Origin of the sequence: Castellaniella sp. MT123 (genome assembly GCF_039614765.1) — a bacterium.
GTDB lineage: Bacteria > Pseudomonadota > Gammaproteobacteria > Burkholderiales > Burkholderiaceae_B > Castellaniella.
The window spans coordinates 1,665,949-1,679,222 of sequence record NZ_CP154879.1 but is presented as its reverse complement, the minus strand read 5'-3'; the positions used below and the strand labels follow the sequence as shown (position 1 = coordinate 1,679,222).

Genomic DNA, 13,274 nt, shown 5'->3' with positions numbered 1-13,274 from the left:
AAACCCTGATGCCGGTCCCGACACTGCCCCGTCCGGCAGGCTCAGGGCCCTGAGCCTGCCGGACGGGGATGCATCCGGGCTCAGGCCGTGACGGCCTGTTTCCGGGCGCTGCGCTGGTTGAGCAAGGACAAGGCGGTGTCCTCGATCATGTCTTCCTGACCCCCCACCATGCCGCGACGCCCCATTTCGACCAGGATCTCGCGGGCAGGCACGCCGTATTTCTTTTCGGCGCGCTTGGCGAACAGCAGGAACGAACCATAGACGCCGGCATAGCCCAACGTCAGCGCATCGCGGTCGATGCGGATCGGGAAATCCATCATCGGCACGACCAGGTCCTCGGCCACGTCCTGGATCTTGAAGACGTCCACCCCCGTCTGGATGCCCATCAGATCCAGTACCGCGACCAGGACCTCCATCGGTGTGTTGCCCGCGCCCGCGCCCAGCCCGGCGCAGGCCGCATCGACGCGGGTTGCGCCGGCCTCGATGGCGGCAATGGTGTTGGCGACACCCATGGCCAGGTTGTGGTGGCCATGAAAGCCCAGCTCCGTGTCGGGTTTGAGCGCGTCGCGCACAGCCAGCAGCCGTTCCCGTACCGTGTGGGGCAGCAGATGGCCGGCCGAGTCCGTGATGTAGATGCAGTTGGCGCCGTAACCTTCCATGAGCCGGGCTTGTTTGACCAGCCCCTCGGGGCTGTTCATGTGACTCATCATCAGAAAGCCGACGGTGTCCATCCCCAGGCGGCGCGCTTCGGTGATGTGCTGTTCGGAGACATCGGCCTCGGTGCAGTGGGTGGCGACCCGGATGGTGTGCACCCCCAGATCATGCGCCATGCGCAGGTGGTCGGTGGTACCGATCCCGGGCAGCAGCAGCGCGGATACCTTGCTGTGCTTGACCACAGGCAGCACGGCCTGCAGGTATTCCTCGTCGGAATGTGCCGGGAAGCCATAATTGACGGAGGCACCACCCAGCCCGTCACCGTGGGTGACTTCGATGAGCGGCATGCCTGCGTCGTCCAGCCCCTGGGCGATCGTGCGCATCTGGTCGAGCGTGATCCGGTGCTGCTTGGGGTGCATGCCATCGCGCAGCGTCATGTCATGCAGGGTGATCTTGTTTTGAGTCGAGGTCATGATGGACTCCTTAGAGGGCAGCCGGGGCGGCTTGGGGGGTGCCGTGCAGCATGTGCTCGGCCATCAGTTCGGCGGTGCGCGCCGCTGCGGCGGTCATGATGTCCAGATTGCCCGAATATTTCGGCAGGTAGTCTCCCAGACCCTCGATTTCCAGGTACACAGAGACACGTTTTCCGTCGAACACCGGGCCATTCACCAGGCGGTAGCCGGGCACGTATTTGCGGACCTGTTCCAGCATCTGGTGGATCGATTCGGTGATCGCGGCCTGGTCGGGATCGGTCTCGGTCAGGCAGTGCACCGTGTCGCGCATGATCATCGGGGGATCGGCGGGATTCAGGATGATGATGGCCTTGCCTTTCCTGGCACCACCGACCTTCTCGACGGCACCCGCCGTGGTGCGGGTGAACTCGTCGATGTTCTTGCGCGTGCCGGGGCCCGCCGATCGTGACGACACCGTGGCGATGATTTCACCGTATTCCACCGGCTGCACGCGGGATATGGCATTGACCATCGGAATAGTGGCCTGGCCGCCGCAGGTGACCATGTTGACGTTCTGCTGGTCCTGCTCCACCAGGCTGGCCAGGTTGACCGGCGGGACGCAGAACGGGCCGATGGCCGCTGGCGTCAGGTCGATCATGCGCACGCCCAGCGCCGTCAGCTTGTCCGAATTGGATTTGTGCACATAGGCGCTGGTGGCATCGAACGCAAAGCGGATGCCGTCTTCGATCACATGCGGCAGGAGGCCGTCGACACCTTGGTCCGTGGTTTTCAGACCCAGCTCGCGGGCGCGTTTGAGGCCGTCGGAATCCGGGTCAATACCCACCATCCAGACCGGCTCGATCCAGTCGCTGCGCATCAGTTTGGCCAGCAGGTCGGTGCCGATATTGCCGGGGCCGATGATGGCCGCGCGAAACTTGTTTGTCATGGCGAACTCCTCTTTGTCTGAGCGTGAAAATAGGGTCATGGGTGGTGCGCTCACTTTCCCATGAGACTCAGGGGTGCCAGCGACAGCGACGGCACATAGGTGATGAGCATCAGGATGATGAGCATCGAGGCGATGAAGATCAGGGCACCGGCCGAGGCTTTCTCCAGGCTGGTGTTGCCGATGCGGGCGCCGACGAACAGGTTGACCCCGACAGGCGGTGTCACCATGCCGATGGCCAGATTGACGATCACGACGATGCCGAAGTGCACCGGATCGACGCCCACGGCCAGGACGACGGGCAGCAGGATCGGCGTCAGGATGATGATGGCTGCCAGGGTCTCCATGAACATGCCGACAAACAGCAACAGAATGTTGATCAGCAGCAGGATCAGGATATGGCTGTCGGTCAGGCTGACCATGGCCTGGGCAATCATCACGGGAATCTGCTCGATCGTCAGGACGCGCCCGAAGATCGTTGCAGTGCCCACGATCAGGATCACGGTAGCGGAGGTCAAGGCGGATTCCGCAATGACCCGGTAGATGTCCTTCCAGCTGAGTTCACGGTGGACGAAGACGCCGATGATGAACCCGTAGATGACACCGACGGCGGCGGCTTCGGTGGGGGTGAACACGCCGCCATAGATGCCGCCCAGGATGATGATCGGGACCAGCAAGGCCCATTTGGCATCCCAGATCGTGGCGATGATCTCGCGGCCGGTGTAGCGGCGCTCATCCCCCGTGTAGCCACGCTTGCGCGCGCTGAACCAGGCCACCACGATCAGGCCGATGCCGATCATCAGCCCCGGGATGATGCCGGCGATGAACATCTGCGTGATCGACACGTTGGCCGATACCGCGTAGATGATCATGGGGATGCTCGGCGGAATGATGATGCCGATACTGCCCGCCGAGGCGATCAGTCCGACCGACCAGCCTTTGTCATAGCCGGCCTTGCTCATGGCTGGCAGCATGATGCCGCCGATGGCGGCGACGGTGGCCGGACCCGATCCGGAAATGGCCGCGAAGAACATGCAGGTGACCACGGCGATGATGGCCAGCCCGCCCGTGTAGCGGCCAAAGAAGACCGCGCCGACGTTCAGCAGGCGGCGGGACAGACCTCCGTGTCCCATCAGATCGCCGGCCAGGATGAAGAAGGGCACGGCCATCAAGGGGAACGAGTCGATCGAGGTCACCAGTCCCTGAGCGATGAAGCTGCTGCTGACCTTGCCGCTGTAGAGCAGCGCGAACGCGGAGGCCAGGCCCAGGGAAATCGCCACCGGGACGGCGGCAATGAGCAGGAGGACGAAGGTGCCGAAAAGAAGAAGCGAGACCATGGTTCAGGCTCCCTGACGGATGGCGCGGACTTCGTGGCCGATCGCCTGCAGCAGACGCAGGACGACCAACCCGAAACTGATGGTCGGTGCCAGGTAGATCCAGCCCATGTAGATCCCCAGGGAAGACGATTTCTGTCCGAAGCGGAAGATCTTCATCGCCAGCGCCCAGCCTTCTTTCATGACCAGGAAGGCGAACAGGCCGAAGATCAGGTAGGCGAAAATATGCAGATAGCGCTGCGGGTTGCCCGACAGGCGTTCGCTGACGGCGGTGACGCAAATGTGGGCTTTGCGTTTGACGCCGTAGCTGACGCCAAGATAGGTGGCCCAGATGAAACAGTAGCGGGCCAGTTCCTCGGACCAGGCCAGCGAGTTCATCATGACATACCGCATGAAGACCTGGCCGCCGATCAGGAGGGACATGGCGGAAAGCAGGAAGACGAGCAGGGCTTCCTCGAAGTGATCATCGATCCACTTGAGCATCGTAGTGTTCCGGAGCATGGATTCGGAGCCGCGCCGGCATGCGCGGGATGGCGGCGGCCCGGGATGGAAAACGGGTGCCGGCGTCCGGCACCCGAGCCTGAGGGGCTGTTAGCGGTTGACCTCGGCGTCGATCGCGTCCACGATCTGGGCGCCGACCTTTTTCTTGACCATTTCCCGGATGGGGCCCATGCGGCTGGCAAAAGCGGTGTGCTCTTCCGGCGTCAGGTCGATGATCTGGACCTGAGGCATGGCGGCGGCCGCCTTGTCATCCGCCTTTTGTGCCAGCGTGCGCTGGTATTGGGTGGTGTCTTTGACGACCTGGTCGAAAATTTCGCGGTCCTTGGCGCTGAAGCTGTTGTAGACGTCAGGATTGATCAGCAGGGGCCAGGGCGAATACACGTGGTTCGTGCGCGTGATGTATTTCTGCACCTCGTAGAACTTCATGTCGTAGAACAGGTTGATCGGGCCTTCCTGGGCGTCGAACGTGCCCTGCTGAAGCGCCGTAAACAGTTCGCCGAATGCCAGCGGCGCGGGGTTGGCGCCTTCGGCTTTCCAGGCGGCGATGTGCACTTCGTTTTCCATGGTGCGCATCTTCATGCCTTCGAGGTCCTTCGGACTGCGGATCGGGCGCACGTTGTTGGTCAGCTGGCGAAAGCCGTTTTCCCAGTACGCCAGGCCCTTGATGCCGACCTTGTCCAGGCTGGCCATCAGCTGGGTGCCGATTTTTCCGTCCAGGACGCGATAGACGCCGGCGCGGTCCTTGAACATGAAGGGGATGTCCAGGGCGAAGAACTGCGGGTTGAAGGCACCCAGGACCGCTGAAGACACGAAGGACATGTCCAGGTTGCCCAGCTGAATGCTTTCGATCTGTTCGCGTTCGCTGCCCAGCTGCGAGCTGGGGAAGATCTGCATGGTGATGCGGCCGTCGGTTTTTTGCTTCAGCTGCTGGGCCATGTATTCGAATGCCTGGTGACCCGTGCTGGACGTGGCCGACGAGTGAGCGGCTTTCAGGACGGTCTGCGCTGCGGCTGGCGCCTGCGCACTCAGCCCGAGCGCCAGCGCGACCAGTCCTGGCATCAGGAAGGTCTTGCGCGCGAAGTGTCCGGCATACGTCTTGAGTGTGTTCATGTCTTCTCCGAGAACTGCCCTGATCCATCGATCAGGGTCTAGTGTCCGGTCCGGTTGTGTCATCCGGAGCCGGACTGTTGATTCATTGTGATCAGCCCAGGCAGAGCTGGCTTGAGTGTCCCGTTTGGGCACGGAGTAATTCTAGATTGGTGATAAAATTTTTTCAATAGATGAGATGTAATCTCACATATTGAGAAATAATTATGTTGGAGATTGACGTGGAAGTGGTAAGTGACATCCGAGGCGACGATGAGATGCTCGCCACCCGGCTGCGTGCAGCCCTGGGAGATGATCAGGTGCGTACCGGGGAGGCGATCAGCGACCGCTATCTGGGCGACTGGAGCACCGAGCGAAGAGGCCGGCCGGCCGTGTTGGTCCTGCCGCGCAGTACGGAGGATGTATCCCGGGCCCTGGCCGCGTGTCATGCCTTGCGGCGCCCGGTCGTGCCGCAAGGCGGCCTGACCGGTTTGGCGGGCGGCGCGGTTCCCGACGAGGGCGCGGTGGTTCTGTCCCTTGAGCGACTGAACCGCATCGAATGCCTGGATGCCGATTCGGCCACGTTGACCGTTCAGGCAGGTGTGCCCTTGCAGGCCATCCAGGAGGCGGCGCAGGCGGCCGGCTTTCTCTGTGGGCTGGATCTGGGGGCCCGGGGTTCATGCCAGATCGGCGGCAATATTTCCACCAATGCGGGCGGCAACCGGGTCATCCGCTATGGCATGACGAGGGATCTGGTGCTGGGCCTGGAGGCGGTGCTGCCCGACGGCACGGTCCTGTCCATGATGAACCAGATGGGCAAGAACAATACCGGTATCGATCTGAAGCAGCTGTTCATTGGCAGCGAAGGCACCCTGGGCGTCGTGACGCGCGCGGTGTTGCGCCTGCACCCCGGAATCTCGGGTGCCAATACGGCACTGGTCGCACTGGATGGGTTCGATTCCGCCCTGAAGCTGCTGCGTCATGCTCGCCAGGCCCTGTCGGGCCAGGTCAGCGCGTTCGAGGTCATGTGGCGGGATTATTACCAGGCGGCCACCAGCCTGGAGGGCGCACGTGCGCCTTTGGCCGCCGATTATCCCCTGTATGTCCTTCTGGACATGCAGAGCCCCCGTCCCCAGGACGATGCCGCCCGGTTCCAGGGCGTGCTGGAGCATGCCCTGGAACAGGGGTGGGCGCAGGATGCGGCGATTGCGCAGTCTCATGGCGATGCCGAGGCATTCTGGGCTTTGCGCGACAGCGTCGCGGAAATGCTTCCCAAGCTGGCGCCGACCCTCAATTTCGATGTGTCCGTGCCGATCTCCCGCATCGGTACGTGTGTGGAACGGATGCGGGCCGCGATGGAGAGCGGGTTTCCGGGGATTGCGCACATGTATTTCGGCCATGTCGGGGACGGCAACGTGCATATCGTTGCGGGGCCGTTGCCCGCGGATGGCGGCCTGACCGAGCACGGGATCGAAGAGGCGTTCTATACGATCGTCCGCGACCTGTCCGGTTCGGTGTCCGCCGAGCACGGCATCGGTCTGCATAAGCGGCCCTGGCTCGAATACAGCCGCAGCCCGGCGGAGATCCAGCTGATGCGGACACTGAAACAGGCGCTGGACCCGCAGGGGATCATGAACCCTGGAAAGATCCTCGAGTCCTAGTTTCCGAGTTCGGCGCTGATCTGGCGCGCCGTTTCCAGCACGAGCGGCACGAGCTCCCGCATGCGCAAGGGCGGCATGTAATCGGTCGTGCTGGAGACGCTGATGGCGGCGACGATCGCATGGCTGGCATCCCGGACCGGCGCGGCAACGCAGCGGATCGATGGCTCGTCCTCGCCCAGGTCGTAGGTGTAGCCGCATGATGCGTAATGCCGCATCATGTCGAGCCATTCCTCGCGGGTGGCGGCAAGCCCCAGCTGCCCGGCATCGGTGTCATAGAGGGCCCCCCAGGATGCGGGCGACCCGTCCAGCAGCAGCGCCTTGCCCACGCCGGTGGTGATCAGAGGCTTCATGCCGCCGACGCGGGAACTGATTTCTACCGGCCGGCGGCTGGCGATCTTGTCGAGGTAGAACACGGCGCCCAGTTCTTCGCAGGCCAGGTGCACGGTGTCGCTGGTCTGGGCCGCCAGCCGTTCGAGCAATGGCCGGGCGACCGGCGTGAGTTCGACCTGGCTGTACGCCTGGAATCCCAGGGCCAGCAGTTTCCGGCCCAGCTGGTATCCCTTCCCGGGCACCCGTTTCAGATACTGACGCTGCACCAGCACCGACACGATGCGGTGCGCTGTGCTGTAGGTCATCCCCGTCCGTTCGGCGATGACGCCGATGTCATGGGCGCCGCCCTTCGAGACGGCCTCGATGACCTCGAGACCCCGGACGAGGGTCTGGCTTGCGGTGGTCTGTCTGTGCGCCGTCTCGTCTTCGGACTTCTGCATATGCCCCTGCGTTGGTGGTGTCGCGTTTCGCGAACGATGGTTGCGCGTGCCGACCGACGCCGGACATTCTAAGCCATCCGCAGCCACATCCACTCTGGTGCCGTGGCGCGAGGTTCCATTGCGACGGGCGTCATCGTGCCCAGCGCAGCACCAGCGGATCGAGTCTGCGGGCGGTTTCGATCAGCCCGGCCCGGATTTCTGGGATTGCTGCCGGAAACGGATGGCGCGTATGGTCCGAGCCGATGATCCCGCCTTCCTTCATCAGGATCTTGGCCGTCTGGATGCCGGTCTGGCGGTTTTCGTAGTTGATGAGCGGCAGCCATTGCTGGTAGAGGGAAACCGCTTTTTCCCGGTCCCCCGAGATATGGGCATCGAAGATGGCCTTGATGCCGTCGGGGTAGCCACCCCCCGTCATGGCGCCGGTGGCGCCGGCGTCCAGGTCCGGCAGCAGGGTGATGGATTCCTCTCCGTCCCAGGGGCCTTCGATGGCGTCGCCGCCAAGCTCCAGCAGCGCGCGCAGTTTGGTGGCGACCCCCGCGCTTTCGATCTTGAAGTACCGCACCTGCTCGATCGTCCTGGCCATTCCGGCCAGGGCTGCGGCGGACAGCTGGGTGCCGCTGATCGGTGCATCCTGGACCATGATTGGGATGTCGCTGGCGTCGGACAGACGGTTGAAGTATTGGTGGGCGCGAGCTTCGTCGCAGCGGATGGTCGCGCCGTGGTATGGGGGCAGCACCATCACCATGGCGGCGCCGAAGTCGCTGGCATGCTGGTTGCGCTGGATGCAGATGTCGGTGCTGTAGTGCGAGGTGGTGACGATGACCGGGACGCGCCCGTTCACGTGCGTCAGGATGGTTTCCGTCAGAATCCTGCGTTCCTCGTCGGTGAGCGAAAACTGCTCGGAGAAATTCGCCAGCAGGCTCAGGCCGTCGGAGCCTGCATCGATCATGAAATCGACGCAGCGGCGTTGACCGTCCAGGTCGATGGTGGCGTCATCCTTGAAGATGGTCGGGACGACGGGATAGACGCCCTTGTAGCGGGCTGCGTGGTAGCGGGTGGACATGATATTGAATACCTGGAAAACGAATGACGGGGAGGACGGCCGCAGCGGTGGGGACGGCCGCGGCCGCATGACCTGATCAGGTCACGACGCTCAATTGCCACGGCACGAACTCGTTCTGGCCATAGCCGTATTGCTCGCTCTTCGAGCGTTCGCCCGACGCGCAGCGGATCATCATGTCGTAGAACTCGCGCCCCAGCTGGCCGATGTTGGCGCCTTCGTCGACGACGGAGCCGCAGTTCATGTCGATGTCGTCCTGCTGGCGGACCCACAATGCCGTGTTGGTCGACAGCTTCAACGAGGGGGCGGGTGCGCAACCGTATGCGGAGCCTCGCCCGGTCGTAAAGCAGATCATGTTGGCGCCGCCTGCGACCTGGCCGGTGGCGGACATCGGGTCATAGCCCGGCGTGTTCATGAACACCAGGCCTTGGGCTTCGACCGGCTCGGCATACTGGTAGACCTCCATCATGCCGGTAGTGCCGCCTTTGGCGACCCCGCCCAGGGATTTCTCCAGGACAGTCGTCAGGCCGCCCGCCTTGTTGCCCGACGACGGGTTGTTATCCAGCGAGGCGTTGTTGCGTGCGCACAGGTCCTTCCACCAGTCGATGATGTCGACCAGTTTGCGGCCGATCGCGGGTGTGGCGGCCCTGCAGGTCAGCAGGTGCTCCGCGCCATAGATTTCGGGGGTTTCGGACAGGATCGCCGTGCCGCCGTTGCGCACCAGAATGTCCATGGCCGCGCCCAGCACCGGATTGGCGGTGATTCCCGAGTAGCCGTCCGAGCCGCCGCACTGCAGGCCGATCTTCAGGTGGCTGACCGGCACTGGCCGGCGTTCGATCCGGTTGGCCTCTTCGAGCATCCCCTGGACGATTTCCACGCCCTTGGCGATGCTCTTGGGAGTTCCGCCAGCGTCCTGAATGTTGAAAGTGTGCAGGTTGCGGCCTTCTTCCAGGGCCTGCGCCTTCATCAGGGCGGAAATCTGGTTGGTCTCGCAGCCCAGGCCGATGATCAGCAGCCCCGCGAAATTTGGATGGCGCACGTAACCGGCAATGGTCCGCTGCAGGATCTTCAATCCTTCGCCCGTGGAATCGATGGCGCAGCCCGTGCCGTGGGTCAGGGCGACGACGCCGTCGACGTTGGGATAGGGCTCCAGGGCTTCGGGGCGGATCTCGCGGCGGAACTGGTCCGCGACGGCGCGGGCCACCGTGGCCGAGCAGTTGACCGAGGTCAGGATGCCGATGTAGTTGCGGGTGGCAACCTGTCCGTCCGGACGGACGATGCCCATGAACGTGTCGGGTGTGTCGACCCGGTCGGTCGGGGCATAGTCCTGGGAGAAACGGTAGTCCTTCTCGAATTCGCCGATTGCGAGGTTGTGCACATGCACGTGCCGCCCCATCGCGACGTCCTGGGTGGCAAACCCGATGACCTGCCCATAACGGCGGATGGGCTGCCCCTTGGCAATGGGCTTGATGGCGATTTTGTGCCCGGACGGGATGGCGTCCAGCAACGTGACGCCGTTGATGCAATCGCCCTGGCTCAGGTCCCGCAGGGCGATCATGACGTCGTCCGCGGGGTTGAGGATTAGAAATGGAACGCTTTTTGACATGACCTCGATCTCATGATGGTGGTGGCGCCGCGAGCGCGGACGCCACCGTCCGGGTGATTCCTACTTCAACATGGCCTCGGGCAGCGACTGGCCGAAGAAATACGTCTTGTAGATCGCGTTGAGCTTGCCGTTCTTCAGGTTGGTCTCGACCCATTGGTTGATCCGCGCCTTGAGTTCGGGCTCGTTCTGGCGGATGCCGACGCCCATCGGGAAGCTGACAGCCGTGTATTTGTAGCCTATGTCGGTCTTGGGGCTGGTCTTCTTGATTTCCGGCAGCACACTGCTTGCGGCGACGATGTATTGTTGCTGGCCGGTCATGACCGCCGTATTGGTGGTGGCGTCATCCTGGTACCGGACGATGGACACGCCGGAGATGCCCTTGGTGCTGTCGGTGATGGCCTTGTCGCTGGTGGTGCCGCGGGTCACTGCGATGGCTTTCCCCGCCAGATCCGCCGGGCCCGCGACCTTCACTTTTTCAGGGCCGCCCACGACGACCGGCACGACGCCGTATGGCTGCGAGAAGTCGATGACTTTCTTGCGCTCGTCGGTGATCGAGAAAGACGCCATGATGAGGTCGACCTTCTTGGTGCGCAGGAACTGGACCCGGGTCGGACCCGTCACCGGAACGACCGTGAGCTTCACTCCGAGGGCGTCCGCCAGCAGATGGGCGGAATCGATGTCGAAGCCCGTCTGCTTCGCGTTTTCATCGACCATCCCGTAAGGGGGAGCGCTGATATCGACGCCAATCGTGATCTCCCCCTTTTTCTGGATGTCCTCCAGCTGGTTGGCCTGCGCGCCGATCGTGTATGCCGCCGCCAGGGCCAGGATTGCCAGTTTCGGGAAGTGTCGGGAAATTTGCATGTGTCTCTCCAGCTTGTTGTGTGGTGATGAGGGTGGGTTGCGTATTACAGCCCGTTGCTGATGAACTGCCGCAGCTCCGGGGTTTGAGGATCCTTCAACAGATTGCCGTCGCCGGTCTCCCAGACGATGCCGTCCCGCATATAGAGGATTTGGTCGGCGACCGCTGTGGCGAATCCCATTTCGTGAGTGACCAGAACCATGGTCATACCGTCGCGCGCCAGACCCTCGATGACCTTGAGGACCTCGCCGGTGATCTGCGGATCGAGCGCCGACGTCACTTCGTCGAACAGCATCAGTTCCGGCTGCATGGCCAGCGACCGGGCGATTGCGACGCGCTGTTGTTGTCCGCCGGACAGCTGCTCCGGGTAGGATTGCGCCTTGTCGGCCAGGCCGACTTGTCCCAGCACGTGCATCGCCTGTTCCCGGGCTTCCTTCTGGCTGATGTGCTTGACCTTGCGGGGCGCCAGGGTGATGTTCTTCTCCACCGTCAGGTGCGGGAACAGGTTGTAGCTCTGGAAGACGATCCCGACCTGGAGCCGAAGCGCGGAGATGTCACAGCCCTTTTTGTGCACTTCGCGGCCGCAGACGTGGAGTTCCCCGGCGTTGATCTCCTCCAGACCGTTGATGCACCGCAGCGCTGTGCTCTTGCCCGAACCGCTCTGGCCGATGAGTGCGACGACGTTGCCCTTGAAGACATCGAACGAAATGCCCTTCAGCACTTCCGTGTCGCCATAGGATTTTCTGACGTTCCGGAACCGGACGCGTGGATTCATGGGGTTCTCCATTATCGGGAATGGCGCTTGAGCCTGCGTTCCAGTCGATACGACAGAATGGAAAGCGGATAGCACATGGCGAAGTAGATCAGCGCCGCGACGGTGAACACGACGAAGGGCTTGAAGGTCGAGTTGTTGATGACGCGCGCGGAATACGTGAGATCGAAGAATCCGATCACCACCGCGTACGACGTGTTCTTCACGATCTGGACCAGAAAGCCCACGGTGGGGGGGATGGCGATCCGGAAGGCCTGCGGCAGGACCACGTGCGCCAGTGTCTGCACCTTGTTGAGGGCCAGGCATTCGGAGGCTTCCCATTGGGTCGGGGGAATGGCCTCGATGCATCCACGCCAGATCTCTCCCAGGAAGGCACTGGAATACAACGTCATGGCGATGCCGGCGGCAACCAGCGCCGGCAGCTCATAGCCGGCGATGCTGATACCGAAATAGACGATGAACATGACCACCGGCAGCGGGATGCCCTGGATCAGCTTGACGTAAGCGGCCGTCAGGAACCTGGGAAAACGGCTTTTGGACGCGCGCCCGATGGCAACGGGCAGGCCGACCACCGTGCCGCCCAGGAAACCCAGGACCGAGAGGATCAGGGTCCAGCCGGCCCCCGTCAGGATGAACATCCATTGGCTGTAGGAGACTCCGAACATCATGATTTGGCTCCGTTCATGGCCGTGCCGGACAGGGCTTTGTCGCGGGCCTGCCGGGATCCGGCGGACCTGGCCTGGTCAATATGGCGCTGCTTGGGAAAGGCGACGTTGTAGCAGAGTGTCATGACCACTCTCAGCAGCCAGGACATCGCCAGATAGATCGCTGCGATCACGAGGTAGGCTTCGAATCCGCGGAAGGTCTGACTCTGGATCTGGTAGCCGATGGCTGTCAATTCCTCGACGGAAATCTCCGACATGATCGAGGTGGCCAGCATCATCAGTACAAACTGACTGATCAGCGACGGATACATCTTCTCGATGGCCTGGGGCAGCACGACGTGGCGCAGGATTCGGGCCTTGCTCAGGCCCAGGCAGGCGGCCGCTTCTTTCTGGCCGTGATGCACCGAATCCATGCCGGCGCGCACGATTTCGCAGGTGTAGCCGGACGTGTTGATCGCCAGGGCGATGACGGCGGCATAGAATGCCGGCACGCGAATCTCCAGGGCGGAAAGGCCGAAGAACAGCCAGAAGGTTTGTACGATCAGTGGCGTGTTGCGCGTCAGATCGACGAAGCCACCCGCCAGGCGGCGTATCAGACCGGAGTCTTGGCTTCTTGCGACGGCCAGCAGCACGCCCAGGATGAAGCCTCCGGTCAACGAAACGGCCGCCATCCTGGTCGAGACCCACAGGCCTTCGAGCAGGCTCGGCCAGAATTCGCCGATGAAGCTGAAATCGAATCCGTAATCCATATTGAATGATTTTGTTGGTTTGCGTTTGTCTGCCTCGCTGGCGCACAGTGTCCATGACACCTGTTTTTGCGTCTATTGAATAATTGTGTTCAACCGAACAGTTTTTGGAATGTCTGCGCTGCCTCCGAGTGGGGATGGCGGGCAGGAAAAGAAAACACCCGA

Annotated in this window: 13 protein-coding genes; 1 reads left to right on the top strand and 12 read right to left on the bottom strand. The window is 62.6% G+C overall.

Annotation, left to right across the window (positions count from 1 at the left end; genetic code table 11):
* Positions 1–80: 80 nt before the first annotated feature.
* The 5 genes from dmpG to ABCV34_RS07845 form a co-directional block, all read right to left on the bottom strand.
* Positions 81–1,127: a 4-hydroxy-2-oxovalerate aldolase gene (dmpG, locus tag ABCV34_RS07865; protein WP_345798641.1), complete on the bottom strand. Its 1,047-nt coding sequence runs from the start codon at positions 1,125–1,127 to the stop codon at positions 81–83.
* A 10-nt stretch (positions 1,128–1,137) separates the two neighbouring features.
* A complete protein-coding gene (locus ABCV34_RS07860) occupies positions 1,138–2,052 on the bottom strand; it encodes an acetaldehyde dehydrogenase (acetylating) (RefSeq protein ID WP_345798640.1) in 915 nt (304 codons plus the stop codon).
* A gap of 50 nt (positions 2,053–2,102) precedes the next feature.
* On the bottom strand, positions 2,103–3,386 hold the full coding sequence (locus ABCV34_RS07855; protein ID WP_345798639.1) for a TRAP transporter large permease: 1,284 nt from the start codon (positions 3,384–3,386) through the stop codon (positions 2,103–2,105).
* Positions 3,387–3,389: 3 nt separating this feature from the next.
* Positions 3,390–3,866, bottom strand: coding sequence for a TRAP transporter small permease (locus ABCV34_RS07850; RefSeq protein ID WP_345798638.1), 477 nt, complete (start codon positions 3,864–3,866; stop codon positions 3,390–3,392).
* Between the two features lie 108 nt (positions 3,867–3,974).
* Positions 3,975–4,994 carry a TRAP transporter substrate-binding protein gene (locus tag ABCV34_RS07845; protein ID WP_345798637.1) on the bottom strand — a complete coding sequence of 340 codons (1,020 nt, stop codon included), beginning with the start codon at positions 4,992–4,994 and terminating at the stop codon, positions 3,975–3,977.
* A 218-nt stretch (positions 4,995–5,212) separates the two neighbouring features.
* Here ABCV34_RS07845 and ABCV34_RS07840 point away from each other — a divergent pair, with 218 nt between their 5' ends.
* Positions 5,213–6,631, top strand: coding sequence for an FAD-binding oxidoreductase (locus tag ABCV34_RS07840; protein WP_345798636.1), 1,419 nt, complete (start codon positions 5,213–5,215; stop codon positions 6,629–6,631).
* Here ABCV34_RS07840 and ABCV34_RS07835 read toward each other — a convergent pair.
* The 7 genes from ABCV34_RS07835 to ABCV34_RS07805 all read right to left on the bottom strand — a co-directional run bounded on the left by ABCV34_RS07835 (position 6,628) and on the right by ABCV34_RS07805 (position 13,112).
* The gene (locus ABCV34_RS07835) at positions 6,628–7,401 is read right to left on the bottom strand and encodes an IclR family transcriptional regulator (RefSeq protein ID WP_345798635.1); all 774 of its coding nucleotides are present in this window, start codon (positions 7,399–7,401) and stop codon (positions 6,628–6,630) included. The two genes, ABCV34_RS07840 and ABCV34_RS07835, sit on opposite strands and share 4 nt — an antisense overlap.
* Before the next feature lie 130 nt (positions 7,402–7,531).
* The gene (locus tag ABCV34_RS07830) at positions 7,532–8,464 is read right to left on the bottom strand and encodes a dihydrodipicolinate synthase family protein (protein WP_345798634.1); all 933 of its coding nucleotides are present in this window, start codon (positions 8,462–8,464) and stop codon (positions 7,532–7,534) included.
* Between the two features lie 76 nt (positions 8,465–8,540).
* A complete protein-coding gene (locus ABCV34_RS07825; protein WP_345798633.1) occupies positions 8,541–10,067 on the bottom strand; it encodes an altronate dehydratase family protein in 1,527 nt (508 codons plus the stop codon).
* Between the two features lie 60 nt (positions 10,068–10,127).
* The gene (locus tag ABCV34_RS07820) at positions 10,128–10,928 is read right to left on the bottom strand and encodes a transporter substrate-binding domain-containing protein (protein WP_345798632.1); all 801 of its coding nucleotides are present in this window, start codon (positions 10,926–10,928) and stop codon (positions 10,128–10,130) included.
* 44 nt (positions 10,929–10,972) lie between these two features.
* Positions 10,973–11,701: an amino acid ABC transporter ATP-binding protein gene (locus tag ABCV34_RS07815; protein WP_345798631.1), complete on the bottom strand. Its 729-nt coding sequence runs from the start codon at positions 11,699–11,701 to the stop codon at positions 10,973–10,975.
* Between the two features lie 11 nt (positions 11,702–11,712).
* Positions 11,713–12,366 carry an amino acid ABC transporter permease gene (locus tag ABCV34_RS07810; protein WP_345798630.1) on the bottom strand — a complete coding sequence of 218 codons (654 nt, stop codon included), beginning with the start codon at positions 12,364–12,366 and terminating at the stop codon, positions 11,713–11,715.
* The gene (locus tag ABCV34_RS07805) at positions 12,363–13,112 is read right to left on the bottom strand and encodes an amino acid ABC transporter permease (protein ID WP_345798629.1); all 750 of its coding nucleotides are present in this window, start codon (positions 13,110–13,112) and stop codon (positions 12,363–12,365) included. The genes ABCV34_RS07810 and ABCV34_RS07805 overlap by 4 nt, the downstream gene beginning before the upstream one ends.
* Positions 13,113–13,274: the final 162 nt, after the last annotated feature.